Genomic DNA, 23,748 nt, shown 5'->3' with positions numbered 1-23,748 from the left:
ATAATATTTATTATTTGCATGTTGCTGCACTGCGTTTGGCCTAATTCGATCAATTAATTTTAATTAATGTTAATAAATTGATCGTGCCGCTGAGCGGGCCGTCACGCAATTATGCAGCGAGAGTCATTATGTTGAACAAAAATGGCTAGTCGCATGCACTGTCATGGCCGCTTTCGGCCAATCTCCGGCATCCGTTGCCGGCTCGATTTCTGGGCAGATCGGCCTGCAAACGTTCATCGAGCCGAGTTGCATGATCAGCAATGGGAGCAGCGGTGCCGAATCCACCGAACAATGGGCACGATTGATTTTGGTCGTGCCACGGATCTTTGCTCTGGCGCAGACGCAGTGAGTATGGTGGACGGGGTTATGTACTGTGTGGTGCCGGTGAAAGGAATCGAACCCTCGACCTTCTCATTACAAGTGAGCTGCTCTACCAACTGAGCTACACCGGCAGACGCACCGCCATGGAGGGCATGGGGGCGAAGGGTTTGCATTGTATAGGAAACTCAGGGCGGGCATGTGCCCGTCCTGGAGTTCCTTCGGCAAATCTGAGGCATTTACCGATGACGAACGGTCTTGCCGCCCTACTTGACGATGGTCAGCCGGGGGCGTTTGGGTTCGTCATCATCGCCGTCGCCATTGCTGTCATCGGCAGCCGGGGCGAGCTCGCCCGGTTCGACGTCTGCGGCATCGGCGGGTACGGCGGCATCATCTGCACTGGGAGCCTCGTAGGGCTGGACTTCGAAGCCCATGCCGGCACCTGTTTCACGCGCGTAGATCGCACTGACGGCAGCCACTGGTACCCAGACGTTTTCCGCGACGCCGCTGAAGCGGGCTTGGAATTCGATGAATTCGTTGCCCAATACCAGCTTGTTGGTAGCCAGCGTGCCCACGTTGAGCGTGATCTGGCCATCGCGGACGTGTGCCATGGGCACCCGGGTGTGCTCGTCGACTTGTACGGTGATGTACGGCGTATAGCCGTTGTCCGTGCACCATTCGTGCAAGGCGCGCAACAGATACGGTTTGGTGGAAGTTTCACCCATCGTACACAGCCCTCCGCTTAGCGACGCATCACTTTTTCAGAGGGCGTCAGCGCCTCGATGTACGCAGGACGCGAGAAGATGCGTTCGGCGTACTTTTGCAGCGGTGCGGCGTTCTTGGGCAGCTCGATGCCGTAGTGATCCAGGCGCCACAACAAGGGGGCGACTGCCACGTCCAGCATGGAGAACTCTTCACCCAGCATGTACTTGTTTTTCAACAGCAACGGAGCCAACTGAGCCAGACGGTCGCGGATGGCTTGACGAGCGGTGGCCAGTTTCTTTTCGTCGGGCTTGCTGCTGCGGTCTTCCAGGGTGGAGACGTGCACGAACAGCTCTTTTTCGAAGTTGTACAGGAACAGGCGGGTGCGCGCGCGCATGACCGGATCGGCCGGCATCAATTGCGGGTGAGGGAAACGCTCGTCGATGTATTCGTTGATGATGTTGGACTCGTACAGCACCAGGTCACGTTCGACCAGGATGGGTACCTGGCCGTACGGGTTCATGACGGCGATGTCTTCGGGTTTGTTGTACAGGTCGATGTCGCGGATTTCGAAATCCATTCCTTTTTCGAAGAGCACAAAGCGGCAGCGTTGCGAAAAAGGGCAGGTGGTTCCGGAATAGAGCACCATCATGGCGGTGAGTCCTTGTATGAAAAGCGAAAGGCCAGCGCCGCTAATCTAGCAAACGCTGGCCCCGATTACCAGGGTGGGGCGGGCGGACCGTAGCCCGATCGGGATTAGGTTGCCGGCCCCGAAGTGTATTGCATAGTCCAGCTGTCCGGTGGGGCGAACTTCAGCGAACGTGTTTCCAATAGGAAGCGTTCAGACGCCAAGCCACCAGCAGGAACAGGCCCAGGAACAACAGCACCCAGACCCCTAATTGCTTGCGGAACAACTGTTGGGGTTCGGCCATCCAGGACAAAAATGCGGTCAGATCGGCCACATCATTGTCGTAGCTGGCCACTTTGGCCGGGTCCAGAGCCTTGAACTTAGCCTCAAGTGTAGCGTGTCCGTGGAAATTCGCGACTGGCTCGGTCTTGACCTGGGCGTAACCCTGGCTGTCGTAGGTGGTGGTGACGCGTTCCCAGCCGCCGCCCGAAACCTCGTGCATCGCCACGGTGGTGAGCTCGCGCGGGCCTTGCAGTTCCCAGAGTACGTGCGGCATCCCTACGTTGGGAAAGACCAGGTTGTTCCAGCCGGTGGCCCGGGCGGTGTCCCGATAGAACGTGCGCAGATAGGTATAGATGTAATCGGCGCCGGTCGGGCCCGCGTTGACGGATTTGGCGCGGGCAATGACGGACAAGTCTGGCGGCGTGGTGCCGAACCATTTCTTGGCGTCCTGCGGCGTCATGGCGACATGCATCAGATCGCCGACTTTCTCGCCGGTAAATAGCAGGTTTTCTTTGATCTGCTCGTCGGTCAGTCCGATGTCCTGGAGCTTGTTGTAGCGCATGGAGGATGCGCTGTGACAGTTCAGACAGTAGTTGACGAACAGTTTGGCGCCGTTTTGCAGGGCGGCCACGTCGTTGACGCGGTTGGGGGCGGTTTCCAGGGGGTAGCCGCCCTCTGCGGCGTAGGCGCCAGCGCACGCGAACATGAACGCGACAGCACCAATCAGCTTCTTGATCATGGTCATTCCGTTTTCGGTTCGTGGGTCAATGGGCATGGAACGTCACGCGGTCGGGCACGGGCTTGAAAGTCCCTAACCGGCTCCAGACCGGCATCAGGAAGAAAAAGCCCAGATAGATCAGCGTGCCGATCTGCGACATGAGGTTGTACACGTCGTTGGGTGGTTGAGTACCCAGGAAGCCCAGCACCAGGAAATTGACAATGAAAATGCCGTAGAACCATTTATGCCACGTGGGGCGATAACGGATGGATTTGACCGGGGAATGGTCCAGCCACGGCAGGAAGAACAGGATGACCACCGCCCCGCCCATGGCGACCACGCCCCAGAATTTGGCGTCGATCGTGCGCAGCAGGACAGCGACGATGATCAGCACCGCGGGGATGGCGATGCGCAGGATGCCTTTCAGGCTGCTCTTGAACAACAACGCGATCGCGCCCAGGACAGCCGCGCCGGCCAGGATCCAGGTGAATTCGGCCGTGGTGGCGCGCAGCATCGAGTAGAACGGCGTGAAATACCACACTGGAGCGATGTGCGGCGGCGTCTTGAGCGGGTCGGCAGGGATGAAGTTGTTGTATTCCAGGAAATACCCGCCCATTTCAGGCGCAAAGAACACAATCGCTGCGAAGACGATCAGGAAGCCGGCGACCCCCATGATGTCGTGCACGGTGTAGAACGGATGGAATGGAATGCCGTCTTTCGGGCGGCCGTATTTGTCTTTGGGACCTTGCTTGATCTCGACGCCGTCGGGGTTGTTGGAGCCGACTTCGTGCAGCGCGACCAAGTGTGCAGCGACCAGACCGATCAGCACGAGCGGAATGGCGATGACGTGGAACGAGAAGAAGCGGTTCAGGGTGGCGTCGGACACGACGTAGTCGCCGCGGATCCAGATCGACAGTTCAGGCCCGATGAAAGGAATGGCCGAGAACAGGTTCACGATCACCTGGGCGCCCCAGTAGGACATCTGGCCCCAGGGCAGCAGGTAGCCGAAGAACGCCTCGCCCATCAGGCACAGGAAAATGGCGACGCCAAATATCCAGACCAGCTCGCGCGGCTTGCGATAGGACCCGTAGAAGAGCCCGCGCAACATGTGCAGGTAGACCACGACAAAGAACATCGAGGCCCCGGTGGAGTGCATGTAGCGCACCAGCCAGCCCCATGGAACCTCGCGCATGATGTATTCGACCGACTGGAACGCGCGTTCGGCGTCGGGCTTGTAGTGCATGACGAGGAAGATGCCGGTGACGATCTGGATGACCAGCACCAGCAGGGCCAGGGACCCGAAGAAATACCAGAAATTGAAGTTCTTGGGCGCGTAGTATTCGGAAAGATGCGCCTTCCAGGTTGAGGTTACCGGAAAGCGCCGGTCCAGCCAGCCCAGCAGCCCTGTTGTCTCGACGGTTTTTTCGCCAGCCATGAATGGCTCCTTCTATACGAGGCGTATTTTGCTAAGGTCGGGGTAAAGCCGCGCGCAGCGCGCGTCAGGCCTTGTTGTCTTCGTCAACCCCGACGATGATGCGGGTGTCGCTCAGGTATTGATATGGCGGAACTTCGAGGTTATCGGGCGCGGGTTTGTTTTTGTACACGCGACCGGCCAGATCGAAGGTCGAGCCGTGGCAGGGGCACAGAAAGCCGCCTTCCCAGGATGCGGGCAGGCCACCGCCGCCACCGGTTTCGAAGTGCGCAGTGGGGGAACAGCCCAGATGGGTACAGATGCCCACACAGACGAACAGATCGGGTTTGCGAGACCGGTCTTCGTTTTTGGCGTATTCCGGCGTGAAGCCTGGACGCTCGGAATTGGGGTCCGCGAGATACGGATCTTGTTTTTTGATGCCGGCGAGTTGGGCATCGCTGCGGCGCAGGATCCAGACCGGCTTGCCGCGCCATTCGACGGTGCGCATTTGACCGGGGGTCAGGTCGGCAACGTCGACTTCGACGGGGGCGCCCGCAGCGCGCGCTTTTTCGGATGGGGCAAAGGTACTAACTAATGGAATGGCGGTCGCTACACCGGCCACACCGCCCACCGCACAGGCCGTAGTGACCCAGAAGCGGCGAGAAGGATCTGGTGGCAGGTTGGGATCAACCGCACCATCTTCGTCATGCAACAGCGTATCCTGACTCATCTTCCCATCCTTATTGATGCGCCTGCATTACCTGTATAGCATCAGGATTCACGCACGCAGCACCTGTTGTGTGAAACATGTAACAGTGTCGCAACCGCTTATTATAGCGCCTGCCCAGTCACGGGCGAACGACCTAAGGAGCATTCATGAGCAAGACATCGGGTTTTCTCAAAGAGTTTCGCGATTTTGCGGTTAAAGGTAATGCAGTTGATCTGGCGATTGGTGTCATTATCGGTGCGGCGTTTGGCAAGATCGTGGACTCGATAGTGAAGGACTTGATCATGCCGTTGGTGAATTTCATCCTCGGCGGCTCGGTTGATTTTTCCAACAAGTTCCTCGTTTTGTCTATGCCCGAGGGCTACACGGGCCCCATGACCTATGCGGATTTGAGCAAGGCTGGCGCCAATGTGTTGGCTTGGGGCAACTTCTTGACGATCCTTATCAATTTCATTCTGTTAGCGTTTGTTGTTTTCATTATTGTCAAGATGATCAACACGGCGCGCCGCAAGGAAGAAGAAGCCCCTGCCGCGCCTGAAGCGCCTCCTGAGGATGTGGTGGTTCTGCGCGAAATCCGCGATTTGCTGAGGAAGTAGTCTCCGATGATGCTGCCCCACGGCGCACGACTGGGCTTGGTATGACGCATGCCCCTGGCTGGGATGGCCAGGGGCATGCGTCATCATCGGGGTTGTGGGCGTAGACCGTGGACCATCCGTCGAGGCTCGGTTGCCGCGATAGCCGTGGGCTGCGTGGGTTTATACGGGGTTGTCGATGTCGATGAATTCGACGCGAATGCCGAAGTGTTTTGCCACGGCTTCACCCAATGCCTGGGCACCATAGCGTTCTGTGGCGTGGTGGCCGGCGCCAATAAATCCTGTGCCGGTTTCGCGCGCCAAGTGGTAGGTAGGTTCTGAAGCCTCGCCCGTGATGTAGGCATCCGCGCCGGCATCGATGGCATCGGCCAACATGCTTTGTGCGCCGCCAGTGCACCACGCGATGCGGCGCAGCGGCCGGTCGGGATCGCCGATGAGCAGGGGCTGGCGCCCCAGGCGTTGTTGCACGCGTGTCGCCAATGCGCCCAGCGTGCTCAAGTCTGGCGCATTGCCGAGCCAGATCAGGTCACCGTGGCCACACGTAATGGGTGCCCCTGTGTCGTCGCGCTCGGGTGTCAATCCCAGTACACGCGCCAGTTGAGCGTTGTTGCCCCATTCAGGGTGAGCATCCAACGGCAAGTGGTACGCGAACAGATTGAGATCGTGCGCCAGCGTGAGTGCCAGGCGGGTGCGGCGAGGGCCGCGTACGCGGGGATCCTCATTTTTCCAGAACCAACCGTGGTGCACGAGTACGGCATCTGCGTTACGTTCGATGGCAGCGCGTATGAGCGCCTCGGAGGCGGTGACTCCGGTGATAATGTGGCCTACGCGCGGCTTGCCTTCGACTTGCAGGCCGTTGGGACAGTAATCTTTGAATCGCGGCGCTTGCAGCGTGGCGTCCAGCCAGGCCGCCAGTTCGCGGGTGTCGATCGTTTTCATTGCCCTACCTTGTCAGGATTATGCGTCGCTATTGGCTGATATTTGCTCAGGCCGTCACGGTGTGTCTGGCCATTTTATTCGTCGTGACTACGTTGCGGCCCGATTGGCTGCGTCTGTCGGCGCCTGCGCCCGCCTCCGATGCGGCCAGGCCAAGCGCGCCTGCCGCGCCCGTCAGCGGTGCAGGTGTACCGGCCGTCATTGAGCCTGGTGTCTCGTCATACTCCTACGCCGTGNCGCGCGCGACACCGGCTGTGGTGAACGTGTACACCAGCAAGCACGTGGATGTACCGGTCGTGCCGTTGCCCGAGGATCCGATTCTGCGCCAGTTGTTTGGCCAGGTGCCGGGCTTGAGCCGCCGCCAGGCGTCCACGAGTCTGGGATCCGGCGTGATTGTGAGCAGCGAAGGCTACGTGCTGACGAACTATCACGTAGTCGAGGCGGCCGACGCGATCGAAGTGGCGCTGGCCGATGGCCGTGCGGGAACCGCGAAGGTCGTGGGGGCCGACCCGGATACCGATCTGGCTGTGTTGAAACTGGCTGATAACTTGCGCCCGCTGCCGGTAGCGGTGTTGGCGACCGATCGCAGCCTGCATGTAGGCGACGTGGTGTTGGCGATTGGCAATCCGTTCGGGGTGGGGCAGACCACGACACAGGGGATTGTGTCGGCATTGGGCCGTAATGGCCTGGGCATCAATACGTACGAGAATTTCATCCAGACCGATGCTGCGATCAACCCTGGAAACTCAGGCGGTGCGCTGATCGATACACAAGGCAATCTGGTGGGGATCAATGCAGCGATTTATTCCGAGACGGGCGGCTCTCTGGGAATCGGATTTGCGATTCCTGTGGATACGGCGCGCAAGATCATGGAAGAAATCATCAAGACGGGAGCGGTACGGCGGGGGTGGCTGGGGATCGAGCCGCAAGACATCACTCCCGATCTGGCGCGCGCCTTCAGTCTGCCGGCCAATACCAAAGGTGTGGTGATTGCAGGCGTGATTCGTGATGGTCCTGCAGGCAAAAGTGGGCTGCGCGTCGGCGATATTGTGCAGACAGTGGATGATGCCGAGGTGCAGGATACGATGACGTTGCTGCGCTTGATCGCGGCATTGCCGCCGGGAGAAAAGGCTACGCTGGGTGTGATGCGCGGCGGCAAGTTGCGCGATATGTCGGTGACCATCGGGACGCGGCCGACACAGCCACGTTGAATCGGGAGAGCAGCGAGGCGGGCATTCCCGTGCGGCATACCGTGCGGCGCTAGAAACCGGATTGGTGTTCAGCAGACGCCTGGCGTGCCGAGCTGAGGCGCGAATGATACTGCCCCCAGAGGCTTGGATGTTGATCCAAGGTCTGGGGGCAGTGTTATTGGGGCGCCTGTGTACGGTTACCGTTGTTCTGTGAGGTTGCCTGTGTCGTCTGAACCGGTGTCTTTGCTGTTAGGTGTGACCATGCGCGCCACGATCAAGCCGACCTCGTACAACAAGCACAGCGGGACGGCCAGCATGAATTGGCTGACGACGTCGGGTGGTGTGACGACCGCAGCAATGACAAAGGCGCCGACGACAACGTAGCCGCGCGCGCTGCGCAGTTTGCTTAGTTCGACGATACCGGTCTTGACCAGTAAGACCACGGCGACCGGGACTTCGAACGTGATACCGAATGCCATGAACATCGTCATGACGAAGCTGAGATAGGCCTCGATATCCGGTGCTGGCGTGATGGATTGCGGGGCGAAGGTCGAAATGAAGTGAAAGACCGTGCGAAAGACAAAGAAATAGCAGAAGGCCATGCCCAGCATGAACAGCAACGTGCTGGATACGATGAGCGGCAAGGCCAGGCGCTTTTCGTGACGATACAGACCAGGCGCGACAAAGGCCCAGGCCTGGTACAGCACGACGGGCAACGAGATGACAAAGGCGGCCATCAAGGTGACCTTGACCGGCACCATGAATGGCGTGATGACGCCCGTGGCGATCATGCGTGTGCCTTCGGGCAGCGAAGCCAGCATGGGTTGGGCCAGGATGTCATAGATGACCGAGGCGCCCGGATAGAGAAACAAAATGATGAAGACACCGAGTACGGCGGCGGCAGCCTTCATGAGACGGCTACGTAGCTCGACCAGGTGCGAGATGAAGGTTTCTTGCGGCTGATCCTGGTCCAGCTCGTCGTGCTTGGTGGTCTGAGTCACGGCGTGGTCGAGGTTTTCGGTTGGGGGGGCGCCGCCGAGTCAGTAACGGCCGCGGTATCGTTAACGGACGCAGAAGCCGGCGATGCCGTTGGGGCGGGCGATTCCGCACCAACAGGGGTCGTTGCTGCGGTCGAGGCCTCTGCACGGGCAGTTGCCGTGCCGGTCGCGACAGGCGGGGTTGCATCCAGTGCAGGAGCGTCCGTGGCTGTCGAACGGTTATCGGCGCCCGCGGGGGCCTCGACTTCTTTTTTCAGATCCGAAATGCTTTGCGTGGCTTCGCGGGCTGTATCGTTCAGACCCGTACGCAGCGAGTTTTCGGTGTCTCGCAGCGACGTTTTCACGCTGCTTGCGGCATCGTCCATTTCGCTTTTGAACTTGCGCAGTTCATCGAGCTCGATCTCGCGTTGGATGTCGCTTTTGACGTCATTGACGTAACGTTGGGCACGGCCGAGCAAATGTCCGACGGTGCGTGCCACTTTGGGCAGCCGTTCCGGCCCGATGACAATCAGCGCAATGACGCCAATCACCATCAGCTCAGTGAAACTGACATCAAACATGCGACATCTGCTCGCTTAAACAAAGAGACAAGGACAACGCAGCAAGGCAACGTCTGACGACGTTGCCTGCGGGACGGTTAAACCCGAGCCACGTGGATTAGGAGTTGTTGGTCTTTTCTTTGGCCTGGACGTCGATGGTGTCGTCGGCGACTTTCTGCTGCGAGACCTGTTCGGGCTTGGTATCGCTGTTGGCTTCTTTCATGCCTTCCTTGAAGCCTTTGACGGCGCCGCCAAGATCTCCGCCGATATTGCGCAGTTTCTTGGTGCCGAATACGAGTGCCACGATGACCAGGACGATCAACCAATGCCAGATGCTAAAGCTACCCATGATGACGGTTCTCCGGGGTTATGCGTTGGGAGCCACGCGCCCTTTCCAGGGACGCTGACCGCCGATGATATGGAAATGCAAATGCGGTACTTCCTGGCCACCGTCGATGCCGGCGTTGGCAACGAGACGGAATCCCCCATCGGGGCCCGGTCGGCAGCCATTTTCCGCTGCTAGGCGGGATGCCAATACTGTCATTTTACCTAACCAGCCCGCATCGTCTGCGCCGACGTCCTGCAGCGAGACAATGTGTCGGCGCGGGATGAGCAGCAGATGGACGGGCGCGGCTGGGTTAATGTCGTGAAACGCAACGAATTCCTCGTCCTGGTGGACGATTTTCGAGGGAATTTCGCCGCGGGCGATTTTGCAGAAAATACAGTTGTCGCTCATGGTTGTTCCGTACTCAAGACGCGGGGCGCCGTGCTTTTTCTTCGAGACCCGAGAGGCCTTCCCGTCGTGCCAGCTCGGCCAACACGTCTTCGGGGCGCAGATTGTAGTGAGTCAACGTGACGAGACAATGAAACCACAGATCGGCGGTCTCGCTGATGATGCGGTCTGGCACGCCGTCTTTGGCCGCCATGACGAGTTCGGTGGCTTCTTCGCCGATTTTCTTCAAAAAGGCGTCGGGGCCTTTGGCCAGCAGTTTGGCGACATACGACGATTGCGGATCGCCGCCGTTTTCGGGGCGGCGGGTCTCCAGAGTGTCGGCGATACGCGCGAGCGTGTCGGCGCCGGATAAGGGCTGGCTCATTTGTAAATGTGTTCCGGGTCTTTCAGGACGGGGTCGACAGTCACCCAGGAGGCGCTGTCGGCCGGGCCCTCCAGGTGGCGGAAAAAGCAGCTGGCCCGACCAGTATGGCAGGCGATACCGCCCTCTTGGTGCACCTTGAGCAGGATGACATCGCCGTCGCAGTCCAGGCGCAAATCGTGCACGGTCTGTGTGTGGCCGGATTCTTCGCCCTTGCGCCAGAGGCGTTGGCGTGAACGAGACCAATAGACGGCGCGCCCCGTGGCGGCAGTTTCGGCCAGGGACTCGCGGTTCATCCAGGCCACCATCAGGATCTGGCCGTTTTCGGCGTCTTGAGCGATGGCGGGAATCAGGCCGTTGTCGTCAAAAACAACCTCGGCCATCCAGGCGGGATCGGTATTCATGGGTACAGTCTAATCTAGTCTGACGGCGATGCCTTGGTTGGCCATGAATGTCTTGCATTCGCGTACCGTGTGTTGACCAAAGTGGAAAATGCTGGCCGCGAGCACTGCACTGGCGCGCCCGGCGGTGACGCCGTCGGCCAAGTGCTGCAGGCTGCCTACGCCGCCTGAGGCAATCACCGGAACCGGCACGGCGTCCGAGACGGCGCGGGTCAGTTCGATATCAAAGCCCGATTTGGTGCCGTCGCGGTCCATACTGGTCAACAGGATTTCGCCCGCACCATAGGCCGCCATCTGGCTGGCCCATTGCACAGCGTCCAGCCCCGTCGATTTGCGTCCGCCGTGGGTAAAGACCTCCCAACGGGCTGGCTCGCCAGGCGCGGAGACCCGGCGGGCATCGATGGCGACCACGATGCATTGCGAGCCGTGGTAACTGGCAGCAGCACGCACCAATTCCGGGTTGGCGACGGCCGCGCTGTTGATGCTGATCTTGTCGGCGCCAGCATTGAGCAGGCGCTGCACGTCGGAGACCTGGCGTACGCCACCGCCAACGGTCAGGGGGATGAATACCTGCGAGGCGACCTGCTCGATGATCGGCAGAATCAGATCGCGATCATCGCTGGTGGCGGTGATGTCCAGGAACGTGAGCTCGTCGGCGCCCTGCTCGTCGTAACGGCGCGCGATTTCAACCGGGTCGCCGGCGTCGGTCAGGTTGACGAAGTTGACCCCTTTGACGACGCGTCCCGCCGTGACGTCCAGGCACGGAATGATGCGGCGGGTCAGCGCACCGGATGGTCCAGCGGTATTCGCGGACGTGGCCGGTGTTGCGGTTGTCGTGGCGGTGGGCGTGTTCATGGATTCAGTTCGTCGGCGCGAGCCTGGGCGGCCTGAAAGTCGAGCGTGCCTTCGTAGATGCTGCGGCCCAGAATGGCGCCCTCGACGCCTTCGTCTTCGACTGCGCACAGGGCCTCGATGTCTTTCATGTCGGCAATGCCGCCCGAGGCGAACACGGGAATGCGGACGTGCTGCGCGAGCTTGACTGTGGCATCAACGTTCACGCCCGAGAGCATGCCATCGCGGCTGATGTCGGTGTAAATGATCGATTCGCAACCGTAGTCTTCGAACTTTTTGGCCAAGTCCAGCACGTCGTGGCGGGTGAGTTTGCTCCAGCCGTCAGTGGCGATCTTGCCATCCCGGGCGTCCAGGCCCACGATGATTTTGCCGGGAAAGGCGCCGCAGGCGTCTTGCAGGAATCCCGGGTTTTTCACCGCAGCCGTGCCGATGATGACGTACGAGATGCCGGCATCCAGATAAGACTCGATGGTGTCGAGGTCACGGATACCGCCGCCGATTTGCACGGGAATTTCGTCGCCCACGGCCTCCAGAATGGCTTTGATGGGAGCGTCGTTCTTGGGCTTGCCGGCGACGGCGCCGTTCAGGTCGACCAAGTGCAGGCGGCGTGCGCCCAGGTCGAGCCAGTGCGAGGCCATGGCGGCGGGTTCTTCAGAGAATACCGTTACCTCGTCGAGGTCTCCCTGGCGTAGGCGTACGCAGCGCCCGTCTTTGAGATCGATGGCGGGGATCAGCAGCATGGTGAATAGCGAGCGTTGAAAAAGGTGGTTGAAAAAAGTCCGGCCCGAGGCTCGTACGGGAGTTATGGGTTCCAGTCTACAAAATTGCGATACAGGCGCAAACCGTGAGCCGCACTTTTCTCGGGGTGAAATTGCACCGCGAAAATGTTAGCGGCTGCGACAGCGCACGTAAACTTGCCGCCATAGTCGGTTTCCCCGATAGTCAGCGCGGGATCGGCAGGCGCGGCATAGTAGCTGTGCACAAAGTAAAAATGCGTGAGATCCGGAATCCCGTCCCACAAAGCATGGGAGCGCGTTTGTCGGACTTGGTTCCAGCCCATGTGAGGGACTTTCAGGCGTTCAGTGCCGGTGGATGGGGTGCCGTCCGCAAACTGGTCGCCCGAAAATCGGCGTACGGTGCCCGGGAACACGCCCAGGCACGGGGTGTTGCCCTCTTCGCTGCTTTCGAACAGCATCTGTTCGCCTACGCATACGCCCAGCAGCGGTTTGGCGCGAGCAGCGCGCACGACGGCGTCGCGCAGCCCCGATTCGTTCAGGGTGCGCATGCAGTCGGCCATGGCGCCCTGGCCGGGAAATACGACGCGATCGGCCGCATCAATATCGGCGGCACGGTTGCAGATGCGAATGTCGGCATCGGGCGCAGCGTAGCGCAGCGCGCGCGCCACGGAATGGAAATTGCCCATTCCATAATCGACGATGGCAATGGTGGTCACTGAATTCTGCCTGCGGGTGGTGGAGTTACAGCACGCCTTTGGTGGAGGGCACGACGTCGCCCATACGCGGATCGATTTCCAGCGCCATGCGCAGGGCACGCCCGAACGCCTTGAAGACGGTCTCGCATTGGTGATGGGCGTTGAAGCCGCGCAGGTTGTCGATGTGCAGCGTGGTCAACGCGTGATTGACGAAGCCCTGGAAAAATTCGCGGGTCAGGTCCACGTCGAAATTCCCGATGCGCGCACGCGTGAACGGGATGTGATATTCCAGGCCCGGCCGGCCGGAAAAGTCGATGACCACGCGCGACAGGGCCTCGTCCAGCGGCACGTAGGCATGTCCGTAGCGGCGCAGGCCGGCCTTGTTGCCGACGGCTTTGGCGACGGCCATACCCAAGGTGATGCCGACATCTTCGACGGTGTGGTGCGCATCGATGTGCAGATCCCCTTCGGCCTTGATGTCCAGGTCGATCAAGCCATGCCGGGCGATTTGATCCAGCATATGGTCCAGAAACGGTACGCCTGTGTCCAGGGTTTGCTTGCCGGTGCCGTCCAGATTGACGGACACGCGGATGCGCGTTTCGTTGGTGTTGCGGGTGATATCGGCGGTACGCATAAAAAGAGGGGCGAGCCTAATGGGAACGGAGAATGTCTTGTAGAGCGGATAGCAACGCGGTGTTTTCGGCGGGCGTGCCTATCGAGATTCGCAGGCAGTTGGCCAGCAACGGGTGCGCGCTGGAAACGTTCTTTACCAGTATTTTGCGCGTTTTCAGCGCAAGATGCACAGCGTTACCGTCGAACTCGCCGGAAAAGCGGGCAAGAATGAAGTTTCCGGCGCTCGGAAACACGGTGACGTCCGGCAAATCGGCCAGCGCGCGGGCCAGCGGCTCGCGATCGGCGCGCAACTGGGCTGCCTGCCGGTCGAGGACGGCTTTGTGGCGTAATACCACACGCAATGCGGCTTGCGTCAGCACGTTCAGGTTGTACGGCGGACGGACTTTGTCGAACTGTGCGATCCAGTCGGGATGGCCGGACAGGTAACCGAAGCGCAGACCCGCCAGGCCGATCTTGGAAACGGTGCGCAAGATCACGGCATGGGGCAGCGTAGGCAGACGCGTCATCCAAGTATGGTTGGCGAAGGGCTGATAGGCCTCGTCCAGGACCACCAACCCAGGCGCGGCATCGATGATGGCCTGCACGGCTTCGTCGGGCCACAGGCCGCCGGTGGGGTTATTCGGCAAGGCTAAAAAGACCACTTTGGGACGATCTTGGGCGATGGCCTGCAACATCGCGGGCAAATCCAGCTGCAGATCCGCAGTCAGTGGTACGCCGACGAAACGCGCGTGATCAAAACGCGCCGCCATGTCGAAATAGACAAACGATGGCCACGGCGACAGCACGGTGTCGCCGGGCTCGCAACAGGCTTGAACGATCAGGTGGATGAGTTCGTCGGAGCCGTTGCCAAACAACAATCCGGACTCGGCAGGAATGCCGAACGCCTGGCGTACGTCATGGGCGAGTTCGGTAGTGTCGCCCGCCGGATAACGATTGAGCGCCGTATCGTGGACGGCGCGAGCGATGTCGTCGCGTACGGCATCCGGCAACTCGTATGGGCATTCCATGGCGTCGAGCTTGATGCCGCCCGCGGCAGGCGGCACAGGATAGGCGCTCAACGCCCGGATATCCGCCCGAACCGTACCGGCGATGCGGTCGGCCGCGGTGCGCGGCGTCATGGTTTGTCCAGCCGGTATTGCGCGCTGGCTGCGTGGGCCTGCAGACCCTCGCCCAGCGCGAGTTCGGCGGCAATGCGGCCCAGTGTCTGAGCACCCTGATGAGATACCTGAATCAGGCTGGAGCGCTTTTGAAAGTCATACACGCCCAGCGGCGAGGAAAACCGGGCGGTGCGGGATGTGGGCAATACGTGGTTGGGGCCGGCGCAATAGTCGCCCAGCGATTCGGAGCTGAAACGGCCCATGAAGATGGCGCCAGCATGCCGGATGCGCGCGGTCCAGTGTTCGGGCTGCTCCGTCGAGATTTCCAAGTGCTCGGGAGCGATGTCGTTCGCGATGGCACAGGCTTCGTCCAGATCCCGCACCAAAATCAACGCGCCGCGATTGGCGAGGCTCACACGCAGAATGTCGGCGCGTGGCATGGTGGGCAGCAGACGCTCGATGGCGGCCTCGACCTCGTCGATGAAGGCAGCATCGGGGCACAAGAGAATGGATTGTGCCAATTCGTCGTGCTCGGCCTGCGAAAACAGGTCCATGGCGATCCAGTCGGCCGGGGTATTGCCGTCGCAGATGACCAGGATTTCGCTGGGGCCCGCGATCATGTCGATGCCCACGGTGCCGAATACGCGACGCTTGGCGGCCGCGACATAGGCGTTGCCCGGACCGACGATCTTGTCTACTGCCGGCACGGTCGCCGTGCCGTAGGCCAATGCACCGATCGCTTGGGCGCCGCCGATGGCGAATGCGCGGTCCACGCCGGCTATGGCGGCAGCGGCCAGGACGATCGGATTGCGTACGCCGTCAGGCGTGGGCGTGACCATGATCAACTCGGGGACGCCTGCCACTTTGGCGGGGATCGCATTCATCAGGACCGACGAGGGATAGGCAGCCTTGCCGCCCGGCACGTACAAGCCCACGCGGTCCAGCGGGGTGATCTGCTGGCCCAGCAAGGTGCCCTCGGCGTCGGTGTAGGTCCAGGTCTCGCCACGTTGGTGTTCGTGATAGGCGCGGACGCGATCGGCGGCGGTTTCCAACGCATTACGTTGCGCGGCGGGCAAAGCCGCCAAGGCGGCATGCCAGTCGGCCTTGGGAATTTCGAGAGCGTCGGCCGACGACACGGCAACGCGATCAAAGCGCTGGGTATATTCCAGCAGCGCCGTGTCACCGCGATGGCGTACATCCGCCAGAATGCCGGCCGCGGCGCGGTCGATGGATTCGTCTTCGGTGGCTTCGAAAGCCAGCAGTTTGGACAGCGCGGCAGCAAAATCCGGCTGACGGGAATCGAGGCGATTGATCAGGGCCATGGCGTCATGGTGAAGCAAAGAGACCCCCGGCGGCGTATATCAGCACGGCCACCGGAGCAGGTAAAGACATAGTGTAGCGGGCGCAGGCCGCGTCAGGCCGCGGCGCCGGCATTTGCCGCCCGTTGGAACGCGTCCAGCAGGGGTTGCAGCCGCGCGCCGCGCGTCTTGAGCGAGGCCTGGTTGACGATCAGGCGCGACGAGATAGCCATGATGTCTTCTACGGCGACCAGGTCATTGGCGCGCAGCGTGCCGCCCGAGGACACCAGGTCGACGATGCAGTCGGCCAGTCCGACCAGCGGGGCGAGCTCCATCGAGCCATACAGCTTGATGATGTCGACGTAGACGCCTTTGGCCGCAAAGTGCTCGCGTGCAGATTGCACGTATTTGGTGGCTACGCGCAGGCGTGCGCCTTGGTGGACAGCGGCTTCGTAGTCGAATCCGTTGCGCACCGCGACGCACAGCCGGCATTTGGCGATGTTCAGGTCGATGGGCTGATACAGGCCACCGGGCTGCTGGGCTGCGTGCTCGATCAGCACGTCTTTACCGGCGATGCCGAGATCGGCAGCGCCGTACTGGACGTACGTGGGAACGTCGGAGGCACGAACAATGATCAGGCGCAGGCCGGGGTCGCTGGTCGGCAGAATCAGCTTGCGCGAGCTCTCCGGGTTTTCGGGGACCTCAATACCGGCCTCAGCCAGCAGTGGCAGTGTTTCCTCGAAAATGCGGCCCTTGGATAACGCCAGGGTGATGGGAGCGTTGGCGACGGGGCTCATAGGGATTCCTTGCCGCTCAAGCGCTGAATGTCAGCGCCCAGCGCGCGTAGTTTGACTTCCATGCGGTCGTAGCCGCGATCCAGGTGGTAAATGCGGTCGATGGTGGTTTGCCCTTCGGCGGCCAGGCCGGCGATGACCAGGCTGGCCGAGGCGCGCAGATCGGTGGCCATGACGGTGGCGCCCGACAGGCGTTCAACGCCGCGCACCACCGCGGTGTGGCCATCGATGTCGATGTCCGCACCCATGCGGCGTAGCTCTTGCACGTGCATGTAGCGGTTTTCAAAGATGGTTTCTACGATCACCGAGGTGCCTTGCGCGATAGTGTCCAAGGCCATCAGCTGGGCTTGCATGTCGGTGGCAAAGCCCGGGTATTCGTGAGTGCGGAAGCCGACCGCGCGCGGCCGGCCTTGCATGGCGCCGCGAATCCAGTCCGGGCCGGTTTCCAGCGTAAGGCCGGCTTCGGTGAGTTTGTCCAAGGTCGCACCCATCATGTCCGGGGCGACGTTGCGCAGAACGATGTCGCCGCCCGCCGCACCCACGGCGCAGAGAAAGGTCCCGGCCTCGATCCGGTCGGGGCTGACACGATGCTCGGCGCCATGCAGGCTGTCCACGCCATCGATCACGATGCGGTCCGTGCCATGACCCTGGATACGCGCGCCCATTTTGATCAGCAGCTCGGCCAGATCGACGACTTCTGGTTCGCGGGCAGCATTTTCGAGAACGGTCTGGCCCTCGGCCAATACGGCGGCCATCAGCAGGTTTTCCGTGCCTGTGACGGTGACCATGTCTGTGAGAATGGAGGCGCCCTTTAGCCGTGCAGCTTTGGCGATGACGAAGCCGTGTTCGATGCGAATGTCGGCGCCCAATGCCGCCAGGCCCTTGATATGCTGGTCGACGGGGCGTTGCCCGATGCTACATCCGCCCGGCAGGCTGACGCGAGCCTCGCCGAAGCGGGCGAGCAGCGGCCCGAGCACCAGGATCGAGGCACGCATGGTCTTGACCAGATCGTAGGGAGCTTCCAGATTGTCGACCTGGTGGGCTTGCAAGGTCACGATGCCGTCGGCGCCGCGTTCTGCCTTGACCCCCATGCGGGCCAACAGGCGCAACATGGTGGACGTGTCATTCAGGGCTGGCACGTTGGCCAGAGAGACGGTGTCGGCAGTAAGCAGGCCTGCGCACAGAATAGGCAATGCCGCGTTCTTGGCGCCAGAAACGGTGACCTCGCCGCGCAGGGGCGCGCCGCCGGTGATACATAGCTTGTCCATCAGTTGCCCGCCTTGGTGTATTCGTCGGGAGTCAGGGTGCGCATGGATAGCGCGTGGATTTCGGCCTTCATGCGGTCGCCCAGTGCGGCGTAGACCAATTGATGGCGTGCGATCAAGCGTTTACCTTCGAATGCGGGGCTGACGATAACGGCGTCAAAATGGGAGCCGTCGCCCTGCACATCCAGATGATCGCAAGGCAGCCCGTCGGCGATATATTGGCGAACCTGCTCGGGGGTAGGCAGCATGGCGTCAATTCCTGAGTTTGTAACCGCTGGCCAGGAGCCGCAAGGCACAGATCACCAAGGCGGCGAAGACCCCTGTCACGACGGCCAGGCTGTGCCATGGCGAGACGTCCGATACGGAGAAGAACCCGTAGCGAAAGCCATCGATCGTATAAAAAATGGGGTTCCAGTGCGACACGGTTTGCCAGAACGGCGGCAGTGTGTGAATGGAGTAGAACACGCCGGACAGAAAGGTGGCCGGCATGATCAGAAAGTTTTGGAATACAGCGAGCTGGTCGAATTTTTCCGACCATAGACCGGCAATCAGGCCCAATGTGCCCATGATGCCGCAGGCCAGAATAGCGAATACGACGATCCAGCCTGGATGGGCCAAAGGCAACGATGTGAAGCAGATGGCCACCAGCCACACACAGGCACCCACCGCCAGGCCGCGCACAATCGCCGCCAGAAGATAGGCCGAGAAAATCTCGCGATGCGATAACGGAGGCAGGAGCACGAACACCAGGTTGCCGGTGATACGGCTCTGGATCAACGACGATGACGGATTCGCGAAAGCATTTTGCAGCATGCTCATCATCATCAGCCCCGGGATCAGGAACGCGGTGTACGGCACGGTGTTGTACACCATGACGCGCCCTTCCAGGACGTGGGCGAACACCAGCAGGTAGAGCAAGGCCGTGACAACGGGGGCGGCAATGGTCTGGAACGCCACTTTCCAGAAACGCAGGAGCTCCTTGCGCAACAGCGTAGGAAAGCCGGAGCCCGCATCCAGACGAGGCTGCACCAATGGTTGTTCGGTCGGGGTCAGCGGCGGGGTCACGAAAGGGCCTCTTCAGGTTCGAGTTCGGCCGACAACGGCGTGTCCTGGTGCATGATGCGCACAAAGGCGTCTTCGAGGTCCACACCGCCCACGCGCGCCAGCAAGGCCTGCGTGGTGTCCAGCGCCACGATGCGCCCGCCTTTCAGCATGGCGATACGGCCACACAAAGCCTCGGCTTCTTCGAGGTAGTGCGTGGTCAGCATGATGGTGTGGCCGGCTTTGTTCAGCCGCGAGATGAATTCCCACAGGGTGCGGCGCAGGTCGACATCCACGCCCGCGGTGGGCTCGTCCAGCACAATGACGGGCGGACGGTGCACCAGCGCCTGAGCGACCAGGACGCGTCGTTTCATACCGCCCGACAAGGCACGCATATTGCTGTCAGCCTTGTCTGCCAAGCCTAAATTGAACAGGATTTCGTCGATCCAGTCGTCGTTCTTGCGCAGGCCAAAATAGCCCGACTGGATGCGCAGCGTTTCGCGCACGGTGAAAAACGGGTCGTAGACCAATTCTTGCGGTACGACGCCCAGCGCGCGGCGGGCCATTTTATAGTCGGCGGAAACATCGTAGCCACAGACACTGGCACTGCCGCTGGAGGCACGCGCCAAGCCGGCCAGGATGGAAATCAAGGTGGTCTTGCCGGCTCCATTAGGCCCCAGCAAGCCAAAAAACTCGCCGGGCTCGATGCGCAGGCTGACATCGTTCAGGGCCTGAAATCCCTGGCCGGGGGTACGTCCAAGCCATTTTTTCCAACCCGCCTGGCGTGGTGGATAAATCTTGGATACGTGTTCTAGACTGACTGCTGACATGGCGACGGCGAAGGCCCAGGAAAGAGCGAATCGCCCATTATAAATGGCGGCCCCGCCGGGACGGCTTTGTCCCGGTTGCCGCCTGGGTTTATTGGTTGCGCTGGTTCAGCGCCTTGATCAATCCGTCAATGCCGGACTGCTCGATCTGTTGCGCGAATTGATTGCGGTAGTTCTGGATCAGCCAGATGCCTTCGACGTTCATGTCGTAGATTCGCCAGCCCTGCTTGGGGTCTTTTTCGAGTCGATAGTCAACACCGACGGGCTGGCCGTTTGCCTGCGTGATCAGGCTGCGCACGACCACATCGTCTGCGTTGGGATCATCCCGAAACGGCAGCAATTTAATGGACGTGTTTTGCGTCACACCGGTCAGGGCGCCGCTATAGGTGCGCACCAGGGTGCCGCGAAAAGCGTTGGCCAAGGCCGTTTGTTGCTCGGGCGTGGCTTGGCGCCAGTAACGGCCGGCAGACAACTGCGTGGTTCTACGGAAATTGACGTACGGCAGGATGTAGGTGTCGACGACCTGGTTGATGTGGGCGAGATCGCCGGATTTGACCTTGGAATCGGCCTTGAGCACGTCCAGCGCCTCATTGGCGGCGTCAAGCACGAACTTGTCGGGCGCGCCGTGGGCATCGGGCTTGGCGTGGGCCGCGGTAGCGGCCATCAGGCCGATGGCCGCAGCCAGGAATAGACGTTGCAGCAAGGAAAAAGCGGAAATTCGCATGAGAGCTCCTTTTGAGTGGGGCGTCTTGATTATTGGGTAGGCGTAGGCGCAGGGCCGGCAGGTTGAGCCGGCGTGGCGGCTGCATCGTCCTCGTCCTCGATGCTGTAATCCGGCAGATTACCCTCGCCCTCGGCGCTGCCTCGCACCATGGCGGCGCGGCGTTGCAGGTAGGCATCGCGAATGAAGCTGTAGGGGTCCAGCGCTACCCGGTCGACCGTATCGGTGGTGTCGAGCAGGCTCGCACGCGTGTCGACGAGATCCAGGCCCCACAGGCTGTTGCGGATCGGTACGTTCTCGATCGCGCCCGGGCTGCTGTAGGTGTAAAGACCGCCTTGCCAGTCGCCGATCAGGCCCACGCCGTCACGCACGCTGCTCGAGCCAAAGAACGGCAGCACCAAATAGGGACCTTGGCCAAGGCCCCATACGCCCAGCGTCGTGCCGAAGTCGTTGGGGATCTTGCGGGCGCCATTGGCCGAAGCGACGTCAAAGCAGCCGCCCACGCCCATGGTGGTGTTGAACAGGAATCGTCCGAGCGTGTTGACGAAATCGTGGCCGCGGCCCTGCAGGAAACTGTTGGTGGCTGACCAGAGATCGCCCACGTTACTGAACATGTTGTGGACGCAGCTACGTACCGGCTCGGGCGTGACATAGGTGTATGCCTGCGCGACGGGCTTGAACAGGGCCCGGTCCACAGTGTCATTGAACTTGTATACACCGCGGTTGAAGCCTTCCCAGGGATCGCGGGGATCCGGGTTGCCTGGAGCGGCGCAACCGGCGGTCAGTGCGCAGACGGCCAGGACAGAGGCAAATCGAGCGTAGGTGGGCATAGTCATGATGGGGTCAATGCCAAGCAAAGGTTCTGTTCTCAAGTAGCCTGCCGCAGCAGGCCGCGCAAGGGCGTTCGGTCAGCGTCAGGCGGTGCGGTATTTCAGTTCGCCGGCGGCGCACTGGGTGTTTCGCCGGATTTTTCCGAATTGGACCCTTGGTTTTGCGCGCTGTTGTAGAGGAATTGGCTAATCAGGTTTTCCAGGACAACGGCGCTTTGGGTATAGCGGATTTTGCCTCCATCGGCAAAATTTTGCTCGTCGCCACCGGCCGTCAGCCCTACGTACTGCTCGCCTAGCAGCCCCGAGGTCAAAATGGAGGCCGACGTGTCTTTGGGGAATTGATAGCCTTCTTCCAGGTTGAGCGCGACAACGGCCTTGAAAGAACGGTCGTCAAAGGTGATGCTGCTGACGCGCCCCACCACCACGCCGGCGCTTTTGACGGGCGCGCGGGCTTTCAGGCCGCCGATATTGTCAAAGTCGGCGGTCAGCGTGTATGTCGGCGCAAACGAGAAACTGCTGAGGTTGCCGGCACGCAAGGCCAGAAACACCAGGGCGGCTGCGCCGAGCAGCACGAAGAGCCCTACCCAAAAATCGGTTTTTTCGCGTGACATGATGCAAATCCGTATTAATTGCCAAACATCAGGGCGGTAAGCAGGAAATCCAGGCCCAGCACGGCGAGCGAGCCTACGACGACAGTGCGGGTGGTGGCTCGTGCCACGCCCTCGGGGGTGGCGCGGGCGTGCCAGCCCTCGTAGAGGGCGACGAGCGTGACCGTGACGCCGAACACAATGCTTTTCAGGACGCCATTGGCGACATCATCCCAGACGTCCACGCCATTTTGCATCTGCGACCAGAAAGCGCCGGCATCTACCCCGATGAGCAGTACGCCGACGACCCAGCCGCCCAGGATGCCCACCATGGAAAATACAGCGGCCAATACCGGCATGGCGATGATGCCGCCCCACAAACGCGGCACGAGCACCCGCCGCATCGGATCGACGGCCATGACTTCCATGGCCGAGAGCTGCTCCCCTGCCTTCATGAGGCCGATCTCGGCCGTCAGCGAGGTACCGGCACGGCCGGCAAACAGGAGCGCCGTCACCACAGGGCCCAACTCGCGAACCAGGGACAGAGCGACCAGCAGGCCGAGGGCTTCTTCGGAACCGTAGCGGTTCAGTGTGTAATAGCCCTGCAATCCCAGCACAAAGCCGACAAACAGGCCCGATACGACGATGATCAGCAGGGAATAGTTGCCGATGAAGTGCACTTGCTGGGAGACCAGCCGGGGACGCGACAAAGCGATGCCACTGCGCGCCAGGAGACTGTTTACAAAGCGGGTGAACCCGCCGACGCCGCTGATGCTGTCGCGCACCCAGCGGCCCAGGGTGCTGATCGCTCGAACTGGCCCGGTCATGATTTTCGGCCTCCGAGGGAAGATTGGGCTGCGTCGGCTTTGGGAGACGGGGTCGATTTCGCCCCAGCCCCGGAGGGGCCCGCCTGTTTGGCGAGCCAGGCCTGAAATGCCGGCGTGTCGGGATACTGAAAGGCGACAGGGCCGTCGGGCTCGCCGCCCAGGAATTGTTTGACGTAAGGGTCTTGCGATTCGGATAGGGATTGCGGTGACCCGGAGATAACCAAGCGGCCCTGGCCTACCAGGTAGACCTGATCGGCAATGGCAAAGGATTCCTGGACGTCATGGGTGATCAGCACCGATGCGCAGTGCAGCCGGTCAGACAGATCGCGGATCAGGCGGGCCGTGATGCCCATCGAGATCGGATCCAGCCCCGCGAAGGGTTCGTCGTACAGAATGAGTTCGGGCTCCAGCACCACGGCGCGAGCCAGCGCTACCCGCCGGGACATGCCACCAGAGATTTCCGCTACGCGCAGATGTGCCGCGGCACGCAGTCCGACGGCGTCGAGCTTGTCCAGGACGCGGGACACGATCTCTGCCTCTGGCAACTGGGTGTGCTCGCGCAGGGGAAAAGCGACATTTTCAAAGACATTCAGGTCTGTAAACAGCGCGCCTTGCTGAAAAAGCACACCCATGCGTTTGCGCAACGCCTGCAATTCATTATGATCGACGCGGCCTAGATCGGTGCCGAATGCGTGGACTTGGCCGCGCAAGGGCTGAAGCTGGCCTGTCGCAGCCCGCAACAACGTGGTTTTGCCGGAGCCGGAGCCGCCCATGATGGCTACAACCTGCCCGGGCTGGACTGTCATGGTGATGTCTTGCAGCACCGTGAATTCGCCATAGCCAAGCGCCACTGCGTCCAGTGACAAAACAGGGGGCGGGCTATCGGGCGTGTGATCGGGCATAGGCAACAGTGTGGGCCTGGACAGGTGAACAGTGTCCTACAAAGGGGACGACCATAGAGTTTTTGGCCGAACCGGTCAAGGCGTCGACCTCGGGTACTGTACCTG

The 23,748-nt window shown here is 61.0% G+C and carries 30 protein-coding genes, 1 tRNA gene and 2 pseudogenes; 4 read left to right on the top strand and 29 right to left on the bottom strand.

Going from position 1 to position 23,748, the window contains the following annotated elements:
- The first annotated feature begins 163 nt into the window (after window positions 1-163).
- Window positions 164-349 carry a hypothetical protein gene (locus ACNA0I_RS04005; RefSeq protein ID WP_415804747.1) on the top strand — a complete coding sequence of 62 codons (186 nt, stop codon included), beginning with the start codon at window positions 164-166 and terminating at the stop codon, window positions 347-349.
- 27 nt (window positions 350-376) lie between these two features.
- Here ACNA0I_RS04005 and ACNA0I_RS04000 read toward each other — a convergent pair.
- The 6 genes from ACNA0I_RS04000 to petA all read right to left on the bottom strand — a co-directional run bounded on the left by ACNA0I_RS04000 (window position 377) and on the right by petA (window position 4,789).
- Window positions 377-452, bottom strand: a tRNA-Thr gene (locus ACNA0I_RS04000).
- A gap of 132 nt (window positions 453-584) precedes the next feature.
- Window positions 585-1,043, bottom strand: a complete 459-nt coding sequence (locus ACNA0I_RS03995; protein ID WP_415804746.1) for a ClpXP protease specificity-enhancing factor — start codon at window positions 1,041-1,043, stop codon at window positions 585-587.
- A 17-nt stretch (window positions 1,044-1,060) separates the two neighbouring features.
- Window positions 1,061-1,672, bottom strand: coding sequence for a glutathione S-transferase N-terminal domain-containing protein (locus ACNA0I_RS03990; RefSeq protein WP_415804745.1), 612 nt, complete (start codon window positions 1,670-1,672; stop codon window positions 1,061-1,063).
- Window positions 1,673-1,832: 160 nt separating this feature from the next.
- Window positions 1,833-2,675, bottom strand: a complete 843-nt coding sequence (locus ACNA0I_RS03985; protein WP_415804744.1) for a cytochrome c1 — start codon at window positions 2,673-2,675, stop codon at window positions 1,833-1,835.
- Window positions 2,676-2,694: 19 nt separating this feature from the next.
- Window positions 2,695-4,083 (bottom strand): cytochrome b, encoded by a 1,389-nt coding sequence (locus tag ACNA0I_RS03980; protein ID WP_415804743.1) that lies wholly within the window; start codon window positions 4,081-4,083, stop codon window positions 2,695-2,697.
- A 64-nt stretch (window positions 4,084-4,147) separates the two neighbouring features.
- On the bottom strand, window positions 4,148-4,789 hold the full coding sequence (petA, locus tag ACNA0I_RS03975) for a ubiquinol-cytochrome c reductase iron-sulfur subunit (protein ID WP_415804742.1): 642 nt from the start codon (window positions 4,787-4,789) through the stop codon (window positions 4,148-4,150).
- 146 nt (window positions 4,790-4,935) lie between these two features.
- On the opposite strand from petA, the gene mscL reads away from it, so the two are divergent.
- Window positions 4,936-5,382, top strand: a complete 447-nt coding sequence (gene mscL / locus ACNA0I_RS03970; RefSeq protein ID WP_415804741.1) for a large conductance mechanosensitive channel protein MscL — start codon at window positions 4,936-4,938, stop codon at window positions 5,380-5,382.
- Between the two features lie 159 nt (window positions 5,383-5,541).
- Here the strand turns inward: mscL and ACNA0I_RS03965 are convergent, their stop codons facing one another.
- Entirely contained in the window at window positions 5,542-6,318 is a 777-nt protein-coding gene (locus ACNA0I_RS03965; RefSeq protein WP_415804740.1) for a Nif3-like dinuclear metal center hexameric protein, read from the bottom strand.
- A 20-nt stretch (window positions 6,319-6,338) separates the two neighbouring features.
- On the opposite strand from ACNA0I_RS03965, the pseudogene ACNA0I_RS03960 reads away from it, so the two are divergent.
- Both ACNA0I_RS03960 and ACNA0I_RS03955 read left to right on the top strand, forming a co-directional pair.
- A pseudogene (locus tag ACNA0I_RS03960) lies at window positions 6,339-6,551 on the top strand (2-alkenal reductase); the annotation flags it as partial.
- Between the two features lies 1 nt (window position 6,552).
- A partial coding sequence (locus ACNA0I_RS03955; RefSeq protein ID WP_415804739.1) for a S1C family serine protease occupies window positions 6,553-7,526 on the top strand: 974 nt, incomplete at its 5' end.
- A gap of 176 nt (window positions 7,527-7,702) precedes the next feature.
- On the opposite strand, the gene tatC is transcribed toward ACNA0I_RS03955, so the two are convergent.
- From tatC to ACNA0I_RS03845, 22 genes and pseudogenes are all read right to left on the bottom strand, one after another.
- Window positions 7,703-8,416 carry a twin-arginine translocase subunit TatC gene (gene tatC, locus ACNA0I_RS03950; protein WP_415804837.1) on the bottom strand — a complete coding sequence of 238 codons (714 nt, stop codon included), beginning with the start codon at window positions 8,414-8,416 and terminating at the stop codon, window positions 7,703-7,705.
- A gap of 86 nt (window positions 8,417-8,502) precedes the next feature.
- Window positions 8,503-9,063: a Sec-independent protein translocase protein TatB gene (tatB, locus tag ACNA0I_RS03945; RefSeq protein WP_415804738.1), complete on the bottom strand. Its 561-nt coding sequence runs from the start codon at window positions 9,061-9,063 to the stop codon at window positions 8,503-8,505.
- Between the two features lie 97 nt (window positions 9,064-9,160).
- On the bottom strand, window positions 9,161-9,391 hold the full coding sequence (gene tatA, locus ACNA0I_RS03940) for a Sec-independent protein translocase subunit TatA (RefSeq protein ID WP_094824085.1): 231 nt from the start codon (window positions 9,389-9,391) through the stop codon (window positions 9,161-9,163).
- A gap of 18 nt (window positions 9,392-9,409) precedes the next feature.
- Window positions 9,410-9,778 (bottom strand): histidine triad nucleotide-binding protein, encoded by a 369-nt coding sequence (locus tag ACNA0I_RS03935; RefSeq protein ID WP_415804737.1) that lies wholly within the window; start codon window positions 9,776-9,778, stop codon window positions 9,410-9,412.
- Between the two features lie 13 nt (window positions 9,779-9,791).
- Complete coding sequence (locus ACNA0I_RS03930; protein WP_094824087.1) at window positions 9,792-10,139, bottom strand: phosphoribosyl-ATP diphosphatase; 348 nt, start codon at window positions 10,137-10,139, stop codon at window positions 9,792-9,794.
- Complete coding sequence (gene hisI / locus ACNA0I_RS03925) at window positions 10,136-10,540, bottom strand: phosphoribosyl-AMP cyclohydrolase (protein WP_094836990.1); 405 nt, start codon at window positions 10,538-10,540, stop codon at window positions 10,136-10,138. Before hisI ends, ACNA0I_RS03930 begins: the two co-directional genes overlap by 4 nt.
- 9 nt (window positions 10,541-10,549) lie before the next feature.
- Window positions 10,550-11,392, bottom strand: coding sequence for an imidazole glycerol phosphate synthase subunit HisF (hisF, locus tag ACNA0I_RS03920; RefSeq protein ID WP_415804736.1), 843 nt, complete (start codon window positions 11,390-11,392; stop codon window positions 10,550-10,552).
- Window positions 11,389-12,129, bottom strand: coding sequence for a 1-(5-phosphoribosyl)-5-[(5-phosphoribosylamino)methylideneamino]imidazole-4-carboxamide isomerase (gene hisA, locus ACNA0I_RS03915; RefSeq protein WP_415804735.1), 741 nt, complete (start codon window positions 12,127-12,129; stop codon window positions 11,389-11,391). Before hisA ends, hisF begins: the two co-directional genes overlap by 4 nt.
- 62 nt (window positions 12,130-12,191) lie before the next feature.
- Complete coding sequence (gene hisH, locus ACNA0I_RS03910) at window positions 12,192-12,842, bottom strand: imidazole glycerol phosphate synthase subunit HisH (protein WP_415804734.1); 651 nt, start codon at window positions 12,840-12,842, stop codon at window positions 12,192-12,194.
- 25 nt (window positions 12,843-12,867) lie between these two features.
- Window positions 12,868-13,455, bottom strand: coding sequence for an imidazoleglycerol-phosphate dehydratase HisB (hisB, locus tag ACNA0I_RS03905; RefSeq protein WP_415804733.1), 588 nt, complete (start codon window positions 13,453-13,455; stop codon window positions 12,868-12,870).
- Between the two features lie 16 nt (window positions 13,456-13,471).
- Window positions 13,472-14,572 (bottom strand): histidinol-phosphate transaminase, encoded by a 1,101-nt coding sequence (gene hisC / locus ACNA0I_RS03900; RefSeq protein ID WP_415804732.1) that lies wholly within the window; start codon window positions 14,570-14,572, stop codon window positions 13,472-13,474.
- Window positions 14,569-15,873 carry a histidinol dehydrogenase gene (hisD, locus tag ACNA0I_RS03895; protein WP_415804731.1) on the bottom strand — a complete coding sequence of 435 codons (1,305 nt, stop codon included), beginning with the start codon at window positions 15,871-15,873 and terminating at the stop codon, window positions 14,569-14,571. The genes hisC and hisD overlap by 4 nt, the downstream gene beginning before the upstream one ends.
- 92 nt (window positions 15,874-15,965) lie before the next feature.
- Window positions 15,966-16,646: an ATP phosphoribosyltransferase gene (gene hisG, locus ACNA0I_RS03890; RefSeq protein WP_415804730.1), complete on the bottom strand. Its 681-nt coding sequence runs from the start codon at window positions 16,644-16,646 to the stop codon at window positions 15,966-15,968.
- Window positions 16,643-17,911 carry a UDP-N-acetylglucosamine 1-carboxyvinyltransferase gene (gene murA / locus ACNA0I_RS03885; RefSeq protein ID WP_415804729.1) on the bottom strand — a complete coding sequence of 423 codons (1,269 nt, stop codon included), beginning with the start codon at window positions 17,909-17,911 and terminating at the stop codon, window positions 16,643-16,645. Before murA ends, hisG begins: the two co-directional genes overlap by 4 nt.
- Complete coding sequence (locus ACNA0I_RS03880) at window positions 17,911-18,156, bottom strand: BolA family protein (protein WP_094824096.1); 246 nt, start codon at window positions 18,154-18,156, stop codon at window positions 17,911-17,913. Before ACNA0I_RS03880 ends, murA begins: the two co-directional genes overlap by 1 nt.
- Window positions 18,157-18,160: 4 nt before the next feature.
- The gene (locus ACNA0I_RS03875; RefSeq protein ID WP_415804728.1) at window positions 18,161-18,973 is read right to left on the bottom strand and encodes an ABC transporter permease; all 813 of its coding nucleotides are present in this window, start codon (window positions 18,971-18,973) and stop codon (window positions 18,161-18,163) included.
- Entirely contained in the window at window positions 18,970-19,779 is an 810-nt protein-coding gene (locus tag ACNA0I_RS03870) for an ABC transporter ATP-binding protein (RefSeq protein WP_415804727.1), read from the bottom strand. The genes ACNA0I_RS03875 and ACNA0I_RS03870 overlap by 4 nt, the downstream gene beginning before the upstream one ends.
- Before the next feature lie 88 nt (window positions 19,780-19,867).
- On the bottom strand, window positions 19,868-20,500 hold the full coding sequence (locus tag ACNA0I_RS03865) for an MlaC/ttg2D family ABC transporter substrate-binding protein (protein ID WP_415804726.1): 633 nt from the start codon (window positions 20,498-20,500) through the stop codon (window positions 19,868-19,870).
- Between the two features lie 29 nt (window positions 20,501-20,529).
- Entirely contained in the window at window positions 20,530-21,333 is an 804-nt protein-coding gene (locus ACNA0I_RS03860) for an MlaA family lipoprotein (RefSeq protein ID WP_415804725.1), read from the bottom strand.
- Window positions 21,334-21,428: 95 nt separating this feature from the next.
- Window positions 21,429-21,938: an outer membrane lipid asymmetry maintenance protein MlaD gene (mlaD, locus tag ACNA0I_RS03855; RefSeq protein WP_415804724.1), complete on the bottom strand. Its 510-nt coding sequence runs from the start codon at window positions 21,936-21,938 to the stop codon at window positions 21,429-21,431.
- 14 nt (window positions 21,939-21,952) lie between these two features.
- Window positions 21,953-22,741, bottom strand: coding sequence for a lipid asymmetry maintenance ABC transporter permease subunit MlaE (gene mlaE / locus ACNA0I_RS03850; protein WP_415804723.1), 789 nt, complete (start codon window positions 22,739-22,741; stop codon window positions 21,953-21,955).
- A 77-nt stretch (window positions 22,742-22,818) separates the two neighbouring features.
- Window positions 22,819-23,643: pseudogene (locus ACNA0I_RS03845) on the bottom strand (ABC transporter ATP-binding protein); the annotation flags it as partial.
- Between the last annotated feature and the right edge of the window lie 105 nt (window positions 23,644-23,748).

The sequence above is a fragment of the Bordetella muralis genome, assembly GCF_965139205.1.
Lineage (GTDB): Bacteria > Pseudomonadota > Gammaproteobacteria > Burkholderiales > Burkholderiaceae_B > Bordetella_A > Bordetella_A muralis.
This window is presented reverse-complemented; position numbering and strand designations above follow the sequence as displayed.

Excerpts from the sequence above, each read along its gene's own strand:
- petA (WP_415804742.1), bottom strand. The coding sequence starts at position 4,789 with ATGAGTCAGGATACGCTGTTGCATGACGAAGATGGTGCGGTTGATCCC.
- ACNA0I_RS03865 (WP_415804726.1), bottom strand. The coding sequence starts at position 20,500 with ATGCGAATTTCCGCTTTTTCCTTGCTGCAACGTCTATTCCTGGCTGCG.
- tatB (WP_415804738.1), bottom strand. The coding sequence starts at position 9,063 with ATGTTTGATGTCAGTTTCACTGAGCTGATGGTGATTGGCGTCATTGCG.
- ACNA0I_RS03995 (WP_415804746.1), bottom strand. The coding sequence starts at position 1,043 with ATGGGTGAAACTTCCACCAAACCGTATCTGTTGCGCGCCTTGCACGAA.
- hisA (WP_415804735.1), bottom strand. The coding sequence starts at position 12,129 with ATGCTGCTGATCCCCGCCATCGATCTCAAAGACGGGCGCTGCGTACGC.
- ACNA0I_RS03965 (WP_415804740.1), bottom strand. The coding sequence starts at position 6,318 with ATGAAAACGATCGACACCCGCGAACTGGCGGCCTGGCTGGACGCCACG.
- mscL (WP_415804741.1), top strand. The coding sequence starts at position 4,936 with ATGAGCAAGACATCGGGTTTTCTCAAAGAGTTTCGCGATTTTGCGGTT.
- ACNA0I_RS03990 (WP_415804745.1), bottom strand. The coding sequence starts at position 1,672 with ATGATGGTGCTCTATTCCGGAACCACCTGCCCTTTTTCGCAACGCTGC.
- ACNA0I_RS03880 (WP_094824096.1), bottom strand. The coding sequence starts at position 18,156 with ATGCTGCCTACCCCCGAGCAGGTTCGCCAATATATCGCCGACGGGCTG.
- hisG (WP_415804730.1), bottom strand. The coding sequence starts at position 16,646 with ATGAGCCCCGTCGCCAACGCTCCCATCACCCTGGCGTTATCCAAGGGC.
- tatA (WP_094824085.1), bottom strand. The coding sequence starts at position 9,391 with ATGGGTAGCTTTAGCATCTGGCATTGGTTGATCGTCCTGGTCATCGTG.
- ACNA0I_RS03930 (WP_094824087.1), bottom strand. The coding sequence starts at position 10,139 with ATGAGCCAGCCCTTATCCGGCGCCGACACGCTCGCGCGTATCGCCGAC.
- hisB (WP_415804733.1), bottom strand. The coding sequence starts at position 13,455 with ATGCGTACCGCCGATATCACCCGCAACACCAACGAAACGCGCATCCGC.
- hisC (WP_415804732.1), bottom strand. The coding sequence starts at position 14,572 with ATGACGCCGCGCACCGCGGCCGACCGCATCGCCGGTACGGTTCGGGCG.
- hisD (WP_415804731.1), bottom strand. The coding sequence starts at position 15,873 with ATGGCCCTGATCAATCGCCTCGATTCCCGTCAGCCGGATTTTGCTGCC.
- ACNA0I_RS04005 (WP_415804747.1), top strand. The coding sequence starts at position 164 with ATGGCCGCTTTCGGCCAATCTCCGGCATCCGTTGCCGGCTCGATTTCT.
- mlaD (WP_415804724.1), bottom strand. The coding sequence starts at position 21,938 with ATGTCACGCGAAAAAACCGATTTTTGGGTAGGGCTCTTCGTGCTGCTC.
- murA (WP_415804729.1), bottom strand. The coding sequence starts at position 17,911 with ATGGACAAGCTATGTATCACCGGCGGCGCGCCCCTGCGCGGCGAGGTC.
- tatC (WP_415804837.1), bottom strand. The coding sequence starts at position 8,416 with ATGAAGGCTGCCGCCGCCGTACTCGGTGTCTTCATCATTTTGTTTCTC.
- ACNA0I_RS03985 (WP_415804744.1), bottom strand. The coding sequence starts at position 2,675 with ATGACCATGATCAAGAAGCTGATTGGTGCTGTCGCGTTCATGTTCGCG.
- mlaE (WP_415804723.1), bottom strand. The coding sequence starts at position 22,741 with ATGACCGGGCCAGTTCGAGCGATCAGCACCCTGGGCCGCTGGGTGCGC.
- ACNA0I_RS03935 (WP_415804737.1), bottom strand. The coding sequence starts at position 9,778 with ATGAGCGACAACTGTATTTTCTGCAAAATCGCCCGCGGCGAAATTCCC.
- ACNA0I_RS03980 (WP_415804743.1), bottom strand. The coding sequence starts at position 4,083 with ATGGCTGGCGAAAAAACCGTCGAGACAACAGGGCTGCTGGGCTGGCTG.
- ACNA0I_RS03870 (WP_415804727.1), bottom strand. The coding sequence starts at position 19,779 with ATGTCAGCAGTCAGTCTAGAACACGTATCCAAGATTTATCCACCACGC.
- ACNA0I_RS03860 (WP_415804725.1), bottom strand. The coding sequence starts at position 21,333 with ATGACTATGCCCACCTACGCTCGATTTGCCTCTGTCCTGGCCGTCTGC.
- hisI (WP_094836990.1), bottom strand. The coding sequence starts at position 10,540 with ATGAATACCGATCCCGCCTGGATGGCCGAGGTTGTTTTTGACGACAAC.
- hisF (WP_415804736.1), bottom strand. The coding sequence starts at position 11,392 with ATGAACACGCCCACCGCCACGACAACCGCAACACCGGCCACGTCCGCG.